The following is a 21,448-nucleotide window of genomic DNA, read 5'->3' as shown; positions in this document are numbered from 1 at the left end:
ACTAATACTGCTTAAATCACTAGCGAAATTAGCCTATTAAAGCTGTTTAACTTTTGGATGATTTTAACTTTAATGCTCACTTTAACGCCTAATTTTAGACTGATTCGATTTTATCTTTGACCAACTCTCTCGGTAAATTATTCTTCAGGCGGTGACCTAAGTGTTTTACTAAGCCCAATGGCTTGTGATGAAAGCTTACTATCATTTCACCTGCAGGGGTTATATCTAAGCCGTTAACTTCATTGGTTGGAATATCGCGTCCCATCAAAAACTCAATAGCTTGCTGACGATTAAGCTCAATAACGCTATCTTGATTTTCAATAAAGTCACTTAAGGCGATAATGGCTTCATGTTTAGCTTTAAACCCTTTTTTCATTACGTCAGCCAGTTTAAATCCAATGCGTTGAAAACGCATTAAGCCGATAAAATGGCTGAATTGCTCTGGAAATAACCAATATTCATCGTCGCGGATCATAACGTTATATTGCTTAGGTAAGCTGATGTTGAAGCTCTGACTAAAATACTCTGAAACGGCTAGGGTTTGCGTTGGGTTAGCTGAAACAAACGGGAAGTTTCGCTGTTGTTTGGGGCATTTCTTCAAGCGAGGTACAGATGCGGTCTTGATGATTTTAGCGACAAAGAAGCCTTCGCTGTCAAATATTTGTGGCCAAACATGTAGAAAACCTTCTTCTGTACAGGCTTGCTCAGCGCCTGCGAATAAATTATTTAATGAGGCGAATTTAACTGCTTCGGGGTATTGCTGCTGGATATAGTGACAAATTTGCTGGTTTTCAATTTGGCTTAGTGTACAAGTTGAATAAACTAAAGCGCCACCGGGCTTTAATGCTAAAAAGGCTGATTCAATAAGTTGTTTCTGGGTTTCTGCAATGTCTGTGACATCGTCGAGTTGCCAATTTTTCAATGCATTTACATCTTTGCGTACTGTGCCTTCACCACCACAGGGGGCATCTAGCAAAATGGCATCAAACTTTTCGTAAAGATATTCACCGAATACCTTGCCGTCAAAATGGGTTAATGCTGTTTGACGGACCCCCATGCGTTGTACATTGGCATGCAAAATTTTAACGCGGCTAGATGAGTATTCATTGGCTATCAGTAAGCCTTGGTTGTTCATTAATGCGGCAAGCTGGGTTGTTTTAGAGCCTGGAGCGGAAGCAACATCTAAAACAATATCCGCTTGATAAGTTTCATTGGTGCCTAAATCGTTAAATAATGCTTCTGGCGGCAACATTGAACTGGCTTCTTGAATATAAAAAAGCCCTTGAATATGTTCTACACAATTGCCAGGTTGTTGGTTTTCGTTATGGGTTATCCAAAAACCTTCTTTACACCATGGAATAGGTTCAAATGCCCAGCCTTTTGAATACATAACCTGTTTAAAGTCGGCTATTGAAATCTTTAGCGTATTAATGCGTATAGATTTTCTTAAAGGGCGATGACAAGCTGCAACAAACTCTTTCATATCAAGATGTTTTGGAAGTTCTGCGGCAATGTGGGTGAGGTAATCTGGATTAATTTGAGCCATAGTAAAATATTTCGATAAAACAACTGTGTAATAATGAAATAGATTATATCATGCATTAACAAGAGTTAGGTTATCCCCGTGGACTAAGCATCAGTTCTAAACGGGTTAGCATTGGTCATAATGATGGAGTATTAAGTGCTGAATCGAGTTTGGTTATTGTTCTTTATAACGGCAGCTATTGCCATCATTGTGCAACTATTTAATGGCCATGTTGAAGTGCTGAGTGACTCAGTCAATGCGATCTTTAGTAGTGCGAAACTTGCTGCTGAAATCTCAATTGGACTCATTGGTGTGTTGGCGCTCTGGATGGGCTTGATGCAAGTGGGTGAGAAGGCGGGTGTTGTAGCGGTGTTTGCACGATTGTTCGAGCCGTTATTATCCAAGTTGATGCCTGAAGTGCCAAGAGGACACCCAGCTTATGGCAGTATGTCGATGAACTTAACTGCAAATATGCTAGGGCTTGATAATGCTGCAACTCCACTTGGCCTTAAGGCTATGCATGACTTACAGAGTTTAAACCCCGAAAAAAGCGTTGCGACCAATGCGCAAATTTTGTTCTTAGTACTCAATACTTCTTCTGTAACATTAGTGCCTGTAACAGTATTTTTATATCGTGCTCAACAAGGCGCTGCTGCCCCCGCAGATGTTTTCTTACCCATTTTACTTGCCACAGTTGCATCAACTTTAGTGGGGCTGTCAGTTGTGGCTATTGTGCAACGTATCTCTTTATTAAATAGTGTTGTGCTTGCTTACGGTGCAACCTTAATCAGTGTGCTTATTGCCAGTGTATTTTATTTAATGACTTTATCAGTTGAGGCTATTGGCACTTTATCTACCGCCTTAGGTAACGGTATTTTACTGGTGCTAATTTTAAGTTTTATACTGATTGCTGGTTATAGAAAGGTTGCCATATATGATGAGTTTGTAGAAGGCGCTAAAGGCGGCTTTTCCCAAGCTATTATGCTGATCCCTTATTTGTTGGCGATGTTATTGGCAATAGGGTTATTAAGGGCTTCAGGCGCGTTAGATTTCGCTTTACAGGGTTTATCAAGCTTAGTGACCTTATTCGGCTTTGATAACCGATTTGTTGATGCGATGCCGACAGCATTAATGAAACCTTTTAGTGGCTCAGGAGCAAGAGCAATGATGCTTGAAACGATGGACCACCATGGTGTTGATTCATTTGCTGGGCGATTATCAGCTATTTTTCAAGGCAGCACAGAAACTACATTTTATGTTCTCGCGGTATATTTTGGCTCTGTTGGCATTCGAAATAGTCGCCATGCGCTTGGCTGTGGTTTAGCTGCTGATGTCGGCGGTATCATGGCTGCTATTGGGGTTTGTTACTGGTTTTACGGATAAAGACTTAAAGAAGTCATAAGGGTAGAGTAATCATATCTGCTGACTCATATTACATTTGCTCAATAAAAAGTCGGCATATGCCGACTTTTTTTGGATTGAACATTTTATGGCTTTACCTGTTCAGGCTGCCATCTGCGCCATTCTTCTTTCATCTTGTTGTAAAGATCAAAACGGCTATTATCTGATAGTTTATTCTGCTCTGAAGTCACATCCTCAGTAACAACTGATATACCACCTGACAGTAATGTTTCTAGTGAACCCGTTTCAATTTGCGCACCAGAGAAAATACCCACTTCTAATTTAATACCAGAAGCATCCCAAAAACGACTGCTTTGGTTTACTAGGTGGGTGTATTGCTTTTCAATGTGTGAATACATTAAGACTTTGTTGCCGTTATCCGACAATGTATAACCATCAACTTGACCGATTGAAATACCTCTAAAGAATATTGGCGTGCCCACTTTTATCGAACCCAGTTGGCTATCTTCAAGTATGAGCGTTAAAGCATCATCTTCAATGTCAGCATCATAACGAGCTGATAAATGAGCTTCAAAAGTATCTATAGCATCGCTGACTTTACCGGGTATCACACCGATATATGGACCCGTTATCAAGGTTTCAGGCGCTTTAATGCCTGCTAATGAAATTTGCGCATCGACAATAAAGTATTCTGTATCAGCTTTAGTGAAGTGACTTGCATACTCTCCATATAAATAAGCGCTTGCCGTTAATGTATCAAGATTTTGGTTAAGCTTTACTTGCTGAACGACACCAATCTGATGCCCTTGATATCGAATCGCGGCTTTAGCTGCTACTTTTGCTTCAGCAGGTAAAACTAACGTAATCGTTTTCGCTTGCTTCAAGGCTAGTTCTTTTGAATCGTATAATCTTTGTTGATTTCCGATAAGCTCATCACTTAACAGCCCTAAACTTAAACTGCCTTTTAGCGCACCCTCAAGTGGCGCCACATTCACTTCAACACCGGATAAACTCGCATTAATACTGGCAGCATCATTACGCCAGAAGACACTATTATCTCGTATTAGCTGACTAAATTTATTTTGAATTGCGACGCTAATAGAAAACTGGTCTGTTTTATTATTCCAATTAACTTCAGTTACTTTACCGATTTGCATTTTTTTATAATAAATCGGTGAGCCGTCTGAAAGGCCTGCGCCATCGATACTGTCTAGGGTTAGCGTGGTGACACTATTTTTACTTAATGTCGCAGTAGCATGATCTGTTGAACGGTAAAGTGCAAATTGGCTATTTGCTCTTACTAACGCTTTGGTTTTGCCTCTGACTAATGAAACTGCACCGGCTATAACAGTGTTTAAGTCACGGGTGGTCACACTAACACCATCGAGTGAAGCATCTATGGTTAATGCTGATTCAGACACAAAATGACTATCGGTAGTGATAAGACCTTTATATTCTGGCAGGATCTCTAATTGGTACTCAACGCCACTAAAATCTTTAGTAAAGGTCACTCGAGTGATCTCACCAATTGGCATTTGTTTGTATCGAACTTCAGCTCCTGCAGTGAGACCACTATGCTCATCAGAGCTGAGCTGGATCTTGAGTTTACTGTCATTCAATAAGTCTGGTGATTGCTCAAGTAATGTAAATTTCTCAGGTAATGTTTCGTCAGATACACCAGGAAGTACATTAACGACGCTACCTGTCAGTAAGCGACTAACATGCTTAACTCCATCCATTGAAATATCAGCACCCGCTACCCAAAACTGACTATCAGCATTTAAAAGGTGTTGATATTCAATATCAAACTTAGCTGAAAACTTAACGCCATTTTCAGTCAGTTGAGTTTGATGAACCTTACCGACTTCAATACCGCGATATACCAATGCAGAGCCTTGGTTAATCTCATCGGCATTATCTGCTGTTAATACAAACTCAACCCCTTTTACAGCGCTTTCTTCATCTGGATATAAAACGTAATTATCGCCGGTGATTGCTTTGTCCGCTTTAGTATCAGAGTTAAAACTAATCCCGCCAGCGAGCAATGACGCTAAACTTTCAGTATTTACTTTTATACCAGAAAGTGAGGCATCAATTTTAAGTCCTGACACATTCCAAAATTGCGAATTCTGATTAACAAGGTGAGCATACTGCTGCTCAATAAACGTGCTAATGATAATAGTGTCACTGTCTATCAAACGATAATTAACGACTTTACCGACAGGTACTTGGCGGTAAAACACTAAAGAGCCTACATCTAATGAACCTAAAGTTGGGGTCGTTAGCTTAACAACGATACCTTCTTCTTCATTGGGGATCATTGACGGGGCTTCAGTGGATGCAATGAACTCAGATGTTGAACTACCATCACCCGGTTCAATCGCAATATAATTTCCTGAAAATAGGGTATCTAGCCCTTCAATTCCCGTAATACTGGCTTTTGGCGTAACCAGCCAAAAAAGGGTGTTCTTATTTAGGAAAGGATCAGAGCGATAATCCATCACAATTTTGACATTTACCCCTGATAAGTCCTTATCAAGGCTGATGTCAGTGACTTTACCAACAGTTAATCCTTGGTATTTTACTAAGGTTTTACCAACATCAATACCAATGGCACTGGGGAAATGAACTTGTATTTCAATTCCTGACTCTTTGATACTTTTCACTCCAAGCCAAGCTCCCAGTACGAGAGCCACAATTGGCAGTAACCAAATTGGAGAGAAGAGTTTCTTTTTAACGACTTTTGGTGATTCAATTCGTGTCATTGTTTTTTTCCAAGCGATCCCAAAGTAAACGTGTATCAAGTACCTTTGCAGCTAACTGGGTCAATAAAATGACCAGCGCGAAGGCTGTTGCTGCAGGTGCAGGTTTTGCATCAAGAAGTTGTCCCATATTCACTACTGCCACTGTTAAAGCAATAACGAATAAATCAAGCATAGACCATCGACCAATCCACTCAATGATATGAAACCCCACCATGAGCTTCTTTTTTGAAACGGGCAGATTAAAACTGATTGCTGACAAATATATCGCCAAGCCTACAATCTTTAACCATGGCACTAAAATACTGGCGGTAAAGACGATAATCGCGATTGGGATCATGTCTGAATGAACCAAATGTACAATGCCTGTAAAAATAGTGTCGTAGGTCACTTTACCTTGGTTAGTTAGCATTGTGATTGGGTAAATATTAGCGGGTATTAATAATATGGCGGCGGTAATTAGTAATGCCCAGCTTTGCTGTAGGCTTTGATAATTGCGCGGCTGAATTTTAGAATGGCAACGGCTACAACGCCCTTGGTCGATAGGGTTAATATTGCGACATGTACCGCAAAGCGTCATGCCAATATCTTTACCTTGTTGGCCAAGATTGGATTTATTAGTGGCGTTATCTTCTTGCAACATCTTTGTCTCAGTACTTGTAGACTCAGTACACGTTGACGCTTGAGTCGTTGAGTGTGAAGTATTATTCGTCATGAACCATTCTCCACATATGTTCTAAGTTATATTCTCGCTGTAAGAACAGGATAACCAAAAATAACATCCCAAAACAAAAAGTGCCCATGCCTAAATAGATATCTGAAAAGTCAGATAAATTGAATGCTGCGACTAAAAAAGAAATGACATAGATTTCTAACATTGTTAATTGAGAAAGTACGCCATGGTTTTTCAGCAATTTACGATATGTCTGTTGCCAAAAAGCTGAATGAAGTCGGCGCTTTACAATGATAATTTGCAGCAATATCGACAATATAAGTAACCCTGGAGCGACGACCGCTGCAGCGATAACGGCGACAGCAACAATCCAGTAACCCTGAACCCAAACAGCAAATGCACTTTCATAAACTGTGGTTGCTCGAATACTGCCTAAAAAATGTATTTCAAGCACGGGAAGAAAATTAGCAGGGATATAAAACAGAATGGCTGCAATACATAGGGCAAGCATGCCATTTAAAGAGCAATATGGCACATCATACAGTGCCGTATGACAACGTGGACATAGTGCACGAACATTAGAGGGCAAAGCACGGCGCTGCACAGCTAAATCACAAGAGCGGCACAATATAATAGTGTCTTGATCTAAATTTTTGGGCATATAAAAGCTAAAACCATCCATTTAGTAAATATGAGCAGCGAAACAATGATCCAAGTTGAGACATATTATAGCCACTTATTGCGACTAATTATGACCACTATCTGAGTTTATTCATCATGATTCGAGTTACAATGAAATGAGATAATACCAGAATAATCAGAATACTTGCATCAGAAGTTAGTTCTATGACACTCTATGCACTGTATATAAAAACAGTAAGAGGTTAATCATGGCGGTAATTACAAAGTTTGTCGTGGTCAGAGAAGGGGTGGAAAAGATGACGTTCACATCTAAAAAAGAAGCCGATGCCTATGACAAAATGCTCGATATTGCGGATAACTTAGTTCCTTTTATTACTAGCGCTGAGTTAAAAATTGACGAAAATAGTGTAGAGAAACTTGCTTTTTATCTTGCATCTAATAAAGATGAACTCGCAAATCTACTCAAAGGCGTCGTAAAAGCTAAGCCTGCAGCTAAACCTGCAGCCAAAAAAGCACCCAAAAAAGCGGCAGCAGAATAAAAGAATAGTTAGGAAGTAAAATGAAAGCTGAAATGTATGACACCTTGAACAGACAAGTGTTGGCCTTAATGGAAGGCGAAGACGACTTAATTGCTGGTATGGCAAATTTCTCAGCCTTATTAAATGACAATTTGGATGATATCAATTGGGTTGGCTTTTATATTAAGCGCAACGACCAATTAGTGTTAGGACCATTTCAAGGAAAAGTTGCTTGTACACGCATTGTGATTGGCAAAGGTGTATGTGGCACAGCTGCAGCCTTAGATGAAACTCAACTTGTTGAAGATGTCCACCAATTTGAAGGTCATATTGCTTGCGATGCAGCCAGTAATTCGGAAATTGTAGTGCCAGTTCATGACGGGGAAAATGTCATAGCAGTGTTAGATATTGATAGTCCTTCTTTGAATCGTTTTGATAAAGATGATCAAAAAGGCTTAGAAATCTTAGTTAAAAGCTTCGAATCTTGCTTATTTGCTTAATTTGCGAACAAATAAGCTAAATTGCAGGTCGCAATCGCTGACATGGGCTTTATAATACTGAGCTGCACGCATTACTATGTTTAAAATTTATTTACTGTAAATATGCAGGCAAGTAAGTTAATTTGTTAGGGCATGTTTCAATTGCTTTAGCAATCATGTAGGAAATGCTAATTTGAACGTTAAGCAAGACTCTGTTTAACGAAAGATAAACGACTGTAACTAGCTAAGATAGTTATAAACCAGTCCCCTTATATAACGTGGAAGTAAAAATGGAATCAACAGACAAGTTGACCGACACCAACGCAGTTTTAGCGTATTTATATGAAACATTTCCTTTATGCTTTATTGCAGAAGGTGAAACTAAGCCATTAAAAATTGGGTTGTTTCAAGATTTAGCTGAAAGGTTGGCTGATGATTCTAAAGTAAGTAAGACACAATTGCGTGTTGCACTTAGACGTTATACAAGTAGCTGGCGCTACCTTAAAGGTGTTAAAACCGGCGTTCAACGTATTGATCTTGACGGACAAGACTGTGGCGAACTTGAGCAAGAGCATATCGATCATGCTCAGCAGACTTTAAAAGAAGGTCAAGAAAAAGCCAAGGCTAAGCGTCAAGCACAAGCTGCTAAAGCAAATCCTAAGAAGCCAGCTAAAAAAGCACCTTCTTCAAAAGCAGCTCCTGTTAAGAAAGACCGCCCAGCTAAGCCTAAAAAGCCTGCTGCACCAAAAGTTAATTATGTCCCTGCAAAATTTGACGAGCTTAAACAAAAACAACGTGTTAGTGTCAAGTTAGGACAAAATCCTGTCGCTGGCGTTATCACTGATATCAAGAAAGAAGATGTCCATGTACAGCTTGATTCTGGTTTAGTCGTTAAAGTACGTGCAGAGCATATTTTATTATCGTGATCATTTAAGGAGTAACTTGTTGATGCGAAAACTCACTTTGGCTGCGTCGATTGCCACTTTATTTGTCGGTTTTTCGGCTTGGGCAATTTCACCAACTATTCAAATCAACGAGTTACCTAAACTTGAGCAAGAGCCTCAACACAAGGTTGCGAGTAAGAGGGTAACGAATTTATTCACACGCTCTCATTACCATCGCTTTGAACTTGATGATGCTTTTTCTGAGTTGATTTACGATCGTTATCTACAACAGCTAGATTTCAGACGTAATGTGCTTACACAAGCAGATGTTGATAGCTTTAAACAATATCAACATTTGTTTGACGATATGGTCAAAACAGGCAATATCGAACCTGCTTTCAATATGTTCTCTTTATTGCAACAACGTCGCTATGAACGTTTTGCTTACGCACTGACTTTATTAGACAAAGAATTCGACTTCACAGAAGCGGGTGATGCCTATGAGTTTGACCGCGAAGAAGCTACATGGCCAAAAGATGAAGCAGAATTAAATGAACTTTGGCGCCAACGTGTCAAATACGATGCATTAAATTTAAAACTTGCTGATAAAGACTGGGAAGAAACAGTCGAAATTCTTGGCAAGCGTTACAACAATGCCATCAAACGTTTAAGTCAAACACATAGTGAAGATGTGTTCCAAGGTGTTATGAATGCCTTTGCACGCACTGTTGAACCTCATACAAGTTATCTCTCTCCACGTAATGCTGAACGTTTCCAAATGGAAATGAACCTAAGCCTTGAAGGTATTGGTGCAGTGTTGCAAATGGATGATGATTACACGGTAATTAAAAGCTTAGTTGCTGGTGGTCCTGCCGCGAGCAGTGAAAAACTATCTCCAGAAGACAAAATTATTGGTGTCGGTCAAAAAGACGAAGAGATAGTCGATGTCATCGGGTGGCGATTAGATGATGTTGTTGAATTAATTAAAGGCCCTAAAGGCAGTGAAGTTAATCTTCAAATTTTGCCTAACAAAGGTGGCGCAAACGCGAAAGCATTTGAAGTGACGATTGTTCGTGACAAAATTCGCTTAGAAGATCGCGCTGCAACCTCTAAAGTTGTTGAGCCTACTGAAGGCGAATACGCTAACCGTAAAGTCGGTGTTATTCAAATTCCGGGTTTTTACATGAACTTATCCGTTGATGTAGAAAAAGAAATTGTTAAATTAAAAGAAGATAACGTTGAAGGTATTATCATTGATTTACGTGGTAATGGCGGCGGTGCATTAACCGAAGCGACATTACTGACTGGTTTATTCATTGATATGGGACCAGTGGTTCAAATCCGTGATGCTAATGGCCGCGTTACTCAAAACCGTGATAATGACGGTAAAAGTGCCTATAGCGGACCATTAACAGTTATGGTTGATCGCTACAGTGCCTCAGCATCAGAGATTTTTGCTGCAGCGCTTCAGGATTATGATCGTGCATTGATTGTAGGTGAGGCGAGCTTTGGTAAAGGTACAGTTCAGCAGCATAAAAGCTTAGGTCGCATTTATGATATGTACGAAAAACCTATTGGGCATGTACAATACACCATAGCTAAGTTTTACCGTATTAATGGCGGTAGTACACAGTTAAAAGGGGTTACTCCAGATATCAATTTCCCTAGTGCACTTGAGCCTGGTGAATATGGTGAATCTGAAGAGAAGAACGCATTACCATGGGATAAAGTTCCGGTAGCGCAATACGGTACTTTAGGTAATATCTACCCTGAATTGGTATCTAAACTTGATACCAAGCATCAGCAGCGTATCAAAACCGATGTAGAATTTGGTTATATCTTTGATGATATTGCTGAATTTAAAAAGCATCATGATGATAAAACGATTTCATTAGTGGAAAGTGAGCGCATTGCTTCTCGTGAAGAAGATGAAAAGCGTATTCTTGACCGCACTAATGAGCGTCGTGTTAAAAATGGCCTTGAGCCTTTAGCATCACTTGATGATGAAGATGAAGAAGCCACTGAAACTGATGCAGAATCAACAGAAGTTGCTGAAAACGAAACGGCAGATGCTGAAGAGTCTGAAGAAGACGAATTAGAAGTACCGGATGCGTTTTTAGAAGAAACAGCATTAATCACCTTAGACATGGTTGATGCTAAAAAATCTGCAGTGAAATAAACACTATTTCATTGTCAAAAAACGCGCTTTTAGCGCGTTTTTTATTATGTAAATTTTATGCCCGTTAAATGCTAAGTGTTATTCAAGGATTATTTATGACTCAAGCTCAAGCAAAACATTTAAAAGACTATCAAGCACCGACTTTCACTATTAGTCACATCGAGTTAGATTTTAATTTAAAGGGTTCAGACACTGAAGTTATTGCGATAAGCAAAATACAAAGGGTAGGCGAGCACAGCGAAGCATTGGTGCTAGTAGGCGAGCAAATTAATTTAGTGTCTGTGCATATCAATGGCGAGCCAGCTGATTACCAAGAAAAAGATAACCAATTATCTATCAGCACCTCTTTAAATGATTTTGAGTTAATGCTCGTTACTAAGCAAGATCCTGAAGCAAACTCAAGCCTAGAAGGCTTATATATGTCTGATGGCGCTTACTGTACCCAATGTGAAGCTGAAGGCTTCAGAAGGATCACTTACTTCCTTGACCGTCCTGATGTTTTAGCTATCTATACGGTAAGAATCGAAGCTGACAAAGCGGCATTCCCGTTTTTATTAAGCAATGGTAATTTGGTTGAAAAGGGCGATGTGAGTGAATCACGTCAATTTGTGCGTTGGGAAGATCCATTCCCAAAACCTAGCTATTTATTTGCCCTTGTAGCAGGAGACTTCGATTTACTTGAAGATAAGTTTATTACTCGTAGTGGCCGAGAGGTAAAACTGCAAGTATTTGTAGATAAAGGAAACTTGCATAAAGCTGACCATGCAATGGTGTCGTTACAAAAATCGATGGAATGGGATGAAAGCCGTTTTGATTTAGAATACGACCTAGACATTTATATGATTGTTGCCGTTGATTTTTTCAATATGGGCGCGATGGAAAATAAAGGCTTAAACGTGTTTAACACTAAATACGTATTAGCTGATACCGCCAGTGCGACAGATGAAGATTATCATGGTATTGAATCGGTTGTTGGCCATGAGTATTTCCATAACTGGACCGGTAACCGTGTGACGTGTCGTGACTGGTTTCAGTTAAGCTTAAAAGAAGGCTTAACGGTATTTAGAGATCAAGAGTTCAGTTCAGATTTAGGCTCTCGTGCTGTCAATCGTATTCAAGCCATTCGCGTCATGAAAAATCAACAGTTCGCTGAAGATGCAGGCCCTATGTCGCATCCAATTCGTCCTGAATCTGTTATTGAAATGAATAACTTCTATACCGTGACTGTTTATAACAAAGGCGCTGAAGTTATTCGGATGATGCATACCATATTAGGTGAGCAAAATTTCCAGTTAGGGATGAAATGTTATTTTGAACGCCATGATGGCCAAGCGGTAACTTGTGATGATTTCGTCAATGCAATGGAAACGGCGAGTGGTATCGACTTAACCTTATTCAGAAATTGGTACAGCCAAGCCGGTACCCCGGTGGTGACTGTGGTTGATCAATATGATGCAGATAACAAGCAGTACCAGTTAACTGTCAGTCAATCGGTTACTTCTCAAGGAGTGAAAGGAAACCCTCTGCATATTCCATTCAGCCTTGAGCTATTGAATTCTGTTGGTCAACCTTTAACAAACCAAGTGCTTGATGTGAAAGAAGCTGAACAGACATTTGTATTTGATAATATTGACGCAATGCCAGTGCCTTCTTTACTGCAAGATTTTTCAGCACCAGTTCGCTTAGATTATGAATTTAATGTTGACCAACTTGTACATCTAACACGTTTTGCATCAAGCGAAGTAGCACGTTGGGAAGCTTCTGTTGGTTTATTCAGCCAAGCTGTTTGGCAAAATGTCGCCAGTTTAGTTGCTAAAGAGGCAATGCATCTCGATGCTAGAGTGATTGAAGCAATAAGAGGCATTATTCTAGATGAAAGCTTAGACAAAGCGTTAGTGGCGGAAATACTGGCATTCCCGAGTGCGGCTGCATTAATTGAACAGGTTGATACTGTCGACTTAGATGCTTTACAAGCTGCTAGAGAATTTGTTATCGATGAACTTGCTGAAGCCTGTTTAGATGAGTTAGTGACGCGTTATCGTTCATTGATTAAGGAAGATAATGCAGCTTCGCGAGCCTTTAAGAATATCTGTTTAGTATTGTTATCGCGTGTGTCATCAGAATATGAAGGCTTAGTGACTGAGCAATATCATGCAGCTACGAATATGACCGATAGCCTAGCTGCACTTAAAGCTGCGGTTTCAGGTCAGTTAACTTGTCAACAAACGTTGATGGCAGACTTTGAGCAAAAGTGGGTTTCAACGCCACTGGTTATGGATAAATGGTTTAGTTTACAAGCTTCACAAAACACGCCAGAAGTCTTAACAGAAATCAAAGCACTCACTGAACATGAAAGTTTTAGCTTTAACAATCCAAATAGAGTGCGTTCGTTAATTGGCTTCTTTGTCGCTGCAAATACTTACCAGTTCCATGATGCGAGCGGCAGTGGTTACGAATACTTAACGGATATCTTGGTCAAACTGAATGAGTTGAACCCGCAAATTGCTGCCAGAATGATCACACCACTTATTCAGTTCAGTAAATTTGATGATGGCCGCCAACAAAAAATGAAAGCCTGTTTATTACGATTAAAAGCGCTACCTAACCTATCGAAAGATTTGTTTGAGAAAGTAGAAAAGGCGTTAGAACACGCTTAATCTAAAATTGGGTGACGGTTTATCATTTTTAATGCTAGATCGTTGCCTATCATTATTTCACTCTATAATTTGTAGTAATTGAGTTATGCAATTTATATTTTCAATGTACATCAGTTTTAAAGATTTTCTTCCTTATTACCAAGGCACAGTTAAAAATGTCGAGGTAAAGGATATTAATGGCAAAATTTTACACATAAATGGTAAATATTTTAGACCATTTGTGACCTCTGCAGGGATACAAGGACAATTCATTCTGCAACTAGAACCTGCTGGGAAATTTATTTCTCTTAATAAAGTTTAGAGTAATTACTTCAAACGACCAATTGATTGTTAAATGGTAATTTAGCTTCACTTGGTCTTATGTAACCTGCTGAAAAAGTTCTATTTTTCTTTCATATTTACTGCTTGTAGTCAATTCGTGTGATCCAATTCAAATAAGCGTTCGATTATTCTGTATTAATTTCTCCTAACTGCACCAATTCGTTAACAAATTTTCTGTTTTTTGAACTTGCTCAATGATGTTAATTGCTGTAACAATGGTGTTGCCTGCAGGCTAACAAAATGTTGGTTCAAATCCTATAACAACGAATCCGGCAGGTTACGGAGAGAAGCAAAAATGAATATTGTTAAAAGACGCTTTAACAAGTCGGCACTCGCTTTGGGGGTGGTGTCGGCATTGACTTTAGGGATGAGCAGTAGCGCTAATGCTGTATCATTTGATTGGGGTGAAGTACAAGGCTCCTTTGACTCAACATGGACAGTCGGCGCAAGCTGGCGTGTTTCTGAGCGTGATTGGGAAGGCCAAATCGGTAAAGTTAACCAGCCACAGTTTGATTGGTCTGGTTATTCTGGTTTCGGTGCGCCATTTGGGCAAACGCCTATCTACTCTTCAGCTCAAATTTGGGGCCAGCCTGGTTCATACTCAAGTAACAACGACTTAAGTAACTTACTCTATTCTCAGGGTGACACTACCTCTGAACGTTTTAAAGGTTTGCACGAGCTGTCTTTAGAATATAAGAACTTCGGTTTGTTTGTACGTGGCATGTATTTTTATGATCGCAAATTAAGTGATGGCGATTTTGATTATAACGATCCATTGACTGGCAAAGAATATGATCCTTGTGAGGATAGCCGAGCAGAAGAAGTTCAATGTAAAGACATTCGTTTATTAGATGCATTTGTTTACGGTAACTTTGACTTAAATGATGGTAAAAACCCATTATCAGTTCGAATCGGTAACCAAGTTGTTTCTTGGGGGGAAAGCACATTAATTCCTCACGGTATTGGTGTCATTAACCCAGTTGATTTAAATATCTTGAACACACCAGGTGCTGAACTTAAAGAAGCTTTCCGTCCACAAGGAATGGTATGGGCATCGTTAGGTGTTACTGAAAATTTAAATGTTGAAGCTTATTATCAATATGATTGGGAGCCAGTTTGGGTTCCATCTGCGGGTTCTAACTTTGCAACCAATGACTTTGTTGGTTTTGGTGGTTATAACCAAAACGCTCAGTTAGGTTTCAACTCAAACCCTGATATCAATCTTGATTTTTTAATGTCTGAGTATGCCGCGCTTTATGGTGCAGCAGCTGCGGCTAATTTTGATCCTGCATTCGCAGCTTACATGGTGCCATATGCTACTAAAGTGGCTTTACTTCAAGATGAAGCAGAACCAAGTGATGATGGTCAATACGGTATCAAGTTAGGTTATTACGCGCCGAGTCTAGGTGAAACTGAATTTGGCTTGTACTACATGAATTATCACAGTCGCCGCCCTATTATCAGCGGTACAGCATCTAACTTTAGCAGTGAAGCTTTAGCAAGAGACTACGGCCGTTTAGCTGCAAGTGGCGGTGAAATTGACCGTGAGTTGATGCTTAGTATGGAATCGTTTACTAAGGCTCAAGTGGTATACCCTGAAGATATTCAATTATACGGCGCGAGTTTTAACACCTTAGTCGGTGACACATCTGTTGCGGGTGAAGTTTCTCACCGTGTTGATGAACCATTACAAATTGATGACGTTGAATTGTTATTTGCAGGTATGCCACAGCAACTTGCTAATGCTGGTATACGCCCTGATTTAGATGGTGTGTCGCAAATTGAAGGTGTAGAGGCTGGTGAAACAATTGATGGTTTCATTTTATCTGATACGACCCAAGCTCAATTTACATTGACACATTTATTTGGTCCTACCTTTGGAACAGATAATTTAACCATGCTTGCTGAAGTCGGTGGTGTGTGGATCCATGACATGCCTGGTTTTGATGAACTACGCTTAAATGGTCCTGGTACCGCGCGTTCAGGTGGTAACCCTGATATGCCAGGTATTATCGAAGCCTTGCATGATGGTCCTGAAACGAATCCATTCCCAACTGATTTTGCTTGGGGTTATCGTTTAGTGGCTAAAGCTGACTACAATAATATCTTTGCTGGCGTGAACATGTCTCCACGTGTGATTTTCTCTCACGATGTTGACGGTATCACTCCTGATCCAATGTTCTTATTTACTGAAGGTCGTAAATCAGTTGCTTTAGGCGTTAGTTTTGATTATCGCAGCCGCTGGGGAGCAGATATTTCTTACAACAACTTCTTTGGTGGTGTAGGAACAACAAATGCAATGACTGACCGAGATTACGTCTCGTTTAACGTCAAGTATTCTATCTAGAAGGATAATAATAATGAAGAAACTGACGATATTATCGGCTGCAATGATCATGGCGTTTAGTGCGCCGGCAGCGATGGCGAAAGTATCTGAAGCTGAAGCAGCTAAATTGGGTAATGAACTTACGCCAATTGGTGCTGTTAAAGCGGGTAATGCTGACGGTTCTATCCCTGCTTGGGATAATGGTATTACTTCTCCAGTTGCTGGCTATGAAAAGGGAATGCATCATCCAGATCCTTTTCCTTCTGATAAAATTTTGTTCACCATTACAAATGCTAACAAAGCACAGTACGCTGAATTTTTAACGCCGGGTCAAAACAAGCTTTTTGAATTATACCCAGATACATACAAAATGAATGTGTATGAAAGTCGTCGTACGGCTTCTTTACCTCAGTATGTCTATGATGCAACTAAAGCTAACGCCTTAAATGCAGAGTTGGTTGCAAATGGTAACGGTGTAAGTGGCGCTTCTATTAGTGTGCCATTTCCAATTCCAAATAATGGTTTAGAAGTGATTTGGAACCACATCCTGCGTTATCGTGGTGTTGATATCAAAACTGCTCGTAGCCAAGCGGCTCCAACGGCAGGTGGTTCTTATACGTTAATTGAAACGGCTGAAGAGATTCGCTTTAGCTACAGCCGTCCTGAAGTTACTCTGGATCAATTAAAAGAATCAAATACTTTGTTCTTCTTTAAACAAGTTGTACGTCAACCTGCGCGTCTTGCAGGTACTGCTTTGCTTGTTAAAGAGACAATGGATCAAGAAGCACTTCCGCGCCAAGCTTGGACATATAACACGGGTCAACGCCGTGTTCGTAAAGCGCCAAATGTTGCCTTTGATACACCAGGTACAGTGTCTGATGGTCTAAGAACAACTGATGATTTCGATATGTTTAACGGATCGCCTGTGCGTTATAACTGGGAACTGGTCGGTAAGAAAGAGCTTTATATCCCTTACAACGATTACAAACTTCATTCAGATTCACTTGAATATGATCAAATCTTAAAACCAGGTCATATCAACCCTGAATTTGCTCGTTGGGAAAAGCACCGTGTTTGGGAAGTTAAAGCAACCCTTAAAGATGGCATGCGTCATATTTATAAAACACGTGTTTTCTATATCGATGAAGATTCATGGCAGGTTTCGCTAACGGATATGTACGATAACCGTGATGAGTTATACCGTGTAGGTACAGCACATTCGATTAACTACTACGAAGTTCCAACACATTGGAGCACGTTAGAAATTTTCCACGATTTACAATCTCGTCGTTATTTAGCAATGGGATTAGATAATGAAGGCCGCATGTACGATTTCGATGCTAAGCTTTCTGAAGCTAATTTCACACCTGACGCATTACGTCGCGCAGGTATTCGCTAAGACCTTTATGGGGCGCATTGCGCCCCTATTATTTCTAAGGAAGTTTGTATGTCGTTTCGCACACTTCGCAATGTTGTCGCAATCAGCTTAGGTTGTTTAATTTCTACTGCGCCAGTCCATGCTCAATTCGATCCTCTTACCGTTCAAATACAGCCACTCGCTGAGTCTTCATTAGTCCTAGATATTGCCAAAGCAGGTGAAAACCTTGTTGCGGTGGGTGAACGCGGTCATGTGTTAGTTAAACAACAAGATTGGCAACAAGTGAGTTCACCTGTTATTTCCCAATTAACCAAAGTGTTCTTTTTAAATGAGAAACAAGGCTGGGCGGTAGGTCATGATGCAACCATTATTCACACTGAAGATGGTGGGTTAACTTGGCAAGTGCAATTCCAATCTACAGAAGTTGAAAAACCGCTTTTGGATATTTTATTTTTTAATGAAAATGAAGGTATTGCCGTTGGCGCGTATGGTTTGTTTTATCGCACAGCTGATGGTGGCAAGAATTGGGTTCAAGAGTTTCATGAAGAATTACTATTCCCTGAAGATGTCTCATATCTTGCTGATTTAAAAGCTGAAGATGAAGCTTTATATTTATCAGAAAGATCAGCGTTATTACCTCACTTTAACCGTGTCATCCAATTAGCTGATAATCGACTGTTGATGGTAGGTGAATTAGGACTTGTCGCCACATCTGATGATAATGGCGTAACGTTTGTTACACAGCCTTTTGATTATGAAGGTTCAATGTTTAATGCTATAGAAACAGATGCCGCAGTGTTTGTCATGGGCTTGCGTGGCCATGTTTTCAAAACCGATAAGCAATTCAGTCAATGGCAAGAAATCGCTTTACCGGTGAAGTCTTCAATTAATAACGCTTATATTACTGATTCTGGATCTTTGTACCTTGTTGGTAACGCAGGTGTTGTTATCGAGTTAGATAATACTGATACAGCTAATATCATTGCACGTAGACAAGGCGAAAATATCGTCGCTATTGAAAGTGATAATCAAGGTCAAGTTTGGTTTGCAGGTTCAAAAGGTTTATTTCAGCTCAAATAGAGTCGCTTAAGCTTTACGATGGATTTGTTCAGTGACGGGGCAAGTAAACGTGTCTGGAAGATACGATTACGGTATAAGCTGAGCAAAATAAACACTAAGTTAGTGTAAAAATAAAACAACAATAATAGGGCCGATAAGATGTTAGAAAAACTGGTCAATGGATTTGAAACCCATCTTTTCAGAAACCGCATGTGGGTGATTTTGTCATTCATGTTAATTACACTTTTTCTTGGTTATCAAGCAAGCCAATTAAAAATGGATGCGGCTTTTAGTAAAAACATACCGCTTAATCATGAGTACATGAAAACCTATACAAAGCATCAAAAAGATTTTGGTGGTGCGAATAGGATTATGGTGTCTGTTGAAGACACTAGCGGTGATATATTTAATCCTGAATATTTCGAAACTCTGAAACAGGTTCATGATGAACTGTTTTTTATCCCGGGTGTAGAGCGTTCCCAAGTTAAGTCTTTATATTCTCCTTCAACACGTTTTACTGAAGTTGTTGAAGATGGTTTTGCTGGCGGACCAGTGATACCTGCAGATTTTCGTAACGATGAATATGGCCTGAATGTTGTTCGTGACAATGTGGAAAAGGCAGGTATTGTTGGTCGTTTAGTATCAAATGATTATTCATCAGCGATGTTAACAGCGCAGTTAATGGATTTTGTGGCTAAAACAGACGAAGAAATGGCCGGGTCTGAAGGTGCTGAAAAAGATATTACGACTAAACCACTCAACACGATTCAATTCGCTAAACAATTAGAAAATCAATTACGTGGCAAATACGAAACGGAAACGATTAAAATCCATATTATTGGATTTGCTAAAATGGCAGGTGATGTCGCAGAAGGGGCAAAAGGCGTATTACTGTTTTTCTTGATTGCGATTTTGATTACTGCAGTCATGGTGTATTTATTTTCTAAGTCGTTAATTCTAACGGTTCTCCCACTTGTGTGCAGCCTTGTTGCTGTTTTCTGGCAGCTAGGCTTATTAACTGTGGTCGGTTTTGGCTTAGATCCTATGTCAATTCTAGTACCGTTTTTAGTGTTCGCAATTGGCGTTAGTCATGGCGTTCAAATGATCAATGCTGTTAGACGTCGTGTACTCGATGGTCAAAATACCAAAGCAGCTTCAGCATCGGCATTTCGCAGTTTATTAGTGCCGGGCGGCGTAGCGCTATTATCAGATACCGTTGGTTTTTTAACGTTATTGGCGATTGATATTGGTATTATCCGAGAACTCGCTATTTCAGCTTCACTGGGTGTGGCTGTTATTATTTTAACCAATCTCATTTTATTGCCTTTGGTGATTTCATACACCACGATTAAGCCAGAAAAAGAAGATCCAGTTAAAAAAGCCAAAATTGAAGGTTTGTGGCGCAGCTTGTCAAAATTCGCGACACCTAAATATGCTGTCATTGTATTAGTTTGCACCGCAGTGCTATACGGCTTTGGTTTTCAGCAAGCAAGCAATATTAAAATTGGTGACTTGCAGGGCGGTGCGCCAGCACTTCATTTAGATTCTCGATATAACCAAGATACTTTCCATATAACAGACAATTATTCAATTACAACTGATTATATGACTGTGATTGTTGAAGCGACACCTGAAGCCTGTACATATCATTCCATTCTAAATGAAATTGATCAGTTTGAATGGATGGTTGGCAATACACCAGGTGTTGAGTCGACCGCAAGTTTAGCGTCAGTCTCTAAGCGAGTGAATGCCGGTTTCAACGAAGGTAATCCTAAATGGCAAGTGCTTCCTCGTACCACAGCGAGCTTAGTGCAAGCTGTAGGCCGTGTGCCAACTACCTCTGGATTACTTAACGGTAATTGTTCAGTGATGCCAGTTTTCTTGTTCTTAAAAGATCATAAAGCAGAAACCATTGAAGTTGTGACTGCCAAAGTAAAACAAGTTGCTAAGCAGCTTAATACTGACACATTGCAGTTTAAATTAGCTTCAGGGCCAGTTGGCGTGATGGCAGCGACAAATGAGGCTGTTAGCGAAGCACAGCTACCAATGATGATTTATGTGTATGGCGCGGTGTTTGTTTTATGTCTCATCAGCTTCCGTTCAATTAAAGCGACTATCGCCGTGATTGTGCCTTTATATGTGGTTTCAACATTAGCGCAAGCATTAATGACGTGGCTAGATATCGGTTTAGCGGTGAGTACATTACCTGTTATTGCATTGGGTGTGGGTATTGGCGTGGATTACGGTATTTATATTTTATCGACCATGTCAGGTAAACTTACTCAAGGTATGGCAGTCCAGCAAGCCTACTTTGAAGCCTTAGTTGAACGTGGTAGTGCGGTCATCTTTACAGGGTTAACTTTAGCTATTGGTGTGAGTACTTGGTTCTTTTCAGCACTTAAGTTCCAAATGGACATGGGTATTTTGTTAACTTTCATGTTTTTAGTAAATATGTTGGGTGCGATAATTATTTTACCTGCGTTGTCAGCGGTATTCTGGCGCAAACCCAAGTAAATAAACGGTTTGAAAATATTAAGAGGAGCTTAGGCTCCTCTTTTTTTTGCATACTTAGTCTATCTAAACGCTTGATTGGTCAAATAGTGACTATAATTCTATAGTTAACAAGGATTTTAGAGGATCTACCACTAAAATAGTGCTCGATATAGCAGTTAATTAGTAATAA

At 39.9% G+C, this 21,448-nt stretch carries 15 protein-coding genes; 11 read left to right on the top strand and 4 right to left on the bottom strand.

Annotated elements, in window-relative coordinates; genetic code table 11:
* Positions 1-94: 94 nt before the first annotated feature.
* Positions 95-1,546, bottom strand: a complete 1,452-nt coding sequence (gene rsmF / locus LMH66_RS12040; protein ID WP_229370324.1) for a 16S rRNA (cytosine(1407)-C(5))-methyltransferase RsmF — start codon at positions 1,544-1,546, stop codon at positions 95-97.
* 135 nt (positions 1,547-1,681) lie between these two features.
* Between rsmF and LMH66_RS12035 the strand changes: the two genes are divergently transcribed.
* Entirely contained in the window at positions 1,682-2,908 is a 1,227-nt protein-coding gene (locus LMH66_RS12035; protein ID WP_102528730.1) for a nucleoside recognition domain-containing protein, read from the top strand.
* A gap of 104 nt (positions 2,909-3,012) precedes the next feature.
* Here the strand turns inward: LMH66_RS12035 and LMH66_RS12030 are convergent, their stop codons facing one another.
* The 3 genes from LMH66_RS12030 to LMH66_RS12020 form a co-directional block, all read right to left on the bottom strand.
* The gene (locus LMH66_RS12030; protein WP_229370322.1) at positions 3,013-5,652 is read right to left on the bottom strand and encodes an MlaD family protein; all 2,640 of its coding nucleotides are present in this window, start codon (positions 5,650-5,652) and stop codon (positions 3,013-3,015) included.
* The gene (locus LMH66_RS12025; RefSeq protein WP_229370409.1) at positions 5,639-6,292 is read right to left on the bottom strand and encodes a paraquat-inducible protein A; all 654 of its coding nucleotides are present in this window, start codon (positions 6,290-6,292) and stop codon (positions 5,639-5,641) included. The genes LMH66_RS12030 and LMH66_RS12025 overlap by 14 nt, the downstream gene beginning before the upstream one ends.
* A gap of 61 nt (positions 6,293-6,353) precedes the next feature.
* Positions 6,354-6,983, bottom strand: coding sequence for a paraquat-inducible protein A (locus LMH66_RS12020; RefSeq protein WP_102528760.1), 630 nt, complete (start codon positions 6,981-6,983; stop codon positions 6,354-6,356).
* Between the two features lie 229 nt (positions 6,984-7,212).
* Between LMH66_RS12020 and LMH66_RS12015 the strand changes: the two genes are divergently transcribed.
* From LMH66_RS12015 to LMH66_RS11970, 10 genes are all read left to right on the top strand, one after another.
* The gene (locus LMH66_RS12015; protein WP_102528732.1) at positions 7,213-7,503 is read left to right on the top strand and encodes a YebG family protein; all 291 of its coding nucleotides are present in this window, start codon (positions 7,213-7,215) and stop codon (positions 7,501-7,503) included.
* Between the two features lie 20 nt (positions 7,504-7,523).
* Positions 7,524-7,982, top strand: a complete 459-nt coding sequence (locus tag LMH66_RS12010) for a GAF domain-containing protein (protein WP_229370321.1) — start codon at positions 7,524-7,526, stop codon at positions 7,980-7,982.
* A 269-nt stretch (positions 7,983-8,251) separates the two neighbouring features.
* The gene (gene proQ, locus LMH66_RS12005) at positions 8,252-8,887 is read left to right on the top strand and encodes an RNA chaperone ProQ (RefSeq protein ID WP_102528734.1); all 636 of its coding nucleotides are present in this window, start codon (positions 8,252-8,254) and stop codon (positions 8,885-8,887) included.
* Positions 8,888-8,909: 22 nt separating this feature from the next.
* Positions 8,910-11,024 (top strand): carboxy terminal-processing peptidase, encoded by a 2,115-nt coding sequence (prc, locus tag LMH66_RS12000; RefSeq protein ID WP_229370319.1) that lies wholly within the window; start codon positions 8,910-8,912, stop codon positions 11,022-11,024.
* A gap of 95 nt (positions 11,025-11,119) precedes the next feature.
* Positions 11,120-13,681, top strand: coding sequence for an aminopeptidase N (pepN, locus tag LMH66_RS11995; RefSeq protein WP_229370316.1), 2,562 nt, complete (start codon positions 11,120-11,122; stop codon positions 13,679-13,681).
* Between the two features lie 85 nt (positions 13,682-13,766).
* Positions 13,767-13,982 carry a DUF2835 domain-containing protein gene (locus LMH66_RS11990; protein WP_102528737.1) on the top strand — a complete coding sequence of 72 codons (216 nt, stop codon included), beginning with the start codon at positions 13,767-13,769 and terminating at the stop codon, positions 13,980-13,982.
* A gap of 315 nt (positions 13,983-14,297) precedes the next feature.
* Positions 14,298-16,349: a DUF1302 domain-containing protein gene (locus LMH66_RS11985; RefSeq protein WP_229370314.1), complete on the top strand. Its 2,052-nt coding sequence runs from the start codon at positions 14,298-14,300 to the stop codon at positions 16,347-16,349.
* A gap of 13 nt (positions 16,350-16,362) precedes the next feature.
* The gene (locus LMH66_RS11980) at positions 16,363-17,727 is read left to right on the top strand and encodes a DUF1329 domain-containing protein (RefSeq protein WP_102528739.1); all 1,365 of its coding nucleotides are present in this window, start codon (positions 16,363-16,365) and stop codon (positions 17,725-17,727) included.
* Between the two features lie 48 nt (positions 17,728-17,775).
* On the top strand, positions 17,776-18,786 hold the full coding sequence (locus LMH66_RS11975; RefSeq protein WP_229370312.1) for a WD40/YVTN/BNR-like repeat-containing protein: 1,011 nt from the start codon (positions 17,776-17,778) through the stop codon (positions 18,784-18,786).
* Between the two features lie 138 nt (positions 18,787-18,924).
* Positions 18,925-21,279, top strand: coding sequence for an efflux RND transporter permease subunit (locus LMH66_RS11970; protein ID WP_229370310.1), 2,355 nt, complete (start codon positions 18,925-18,927; stop codon positions 21,277-21,279).
* Positions 21,280-21,448 lie beyond the last annotated feature (169 nt).

It is taken from the genome of Shewanella sp. 10N.7, assembly GCF_020806285.1.
GTDB lineage: Bacteria > Pseudomonadota > Gammaproteobacteria > Enterobacterales > Shewanellaceae > Shewanella > Shewanella electrodiphila.
This window is presented reverse-complemented; position numbering and strand designations above follow the sequence as displayed.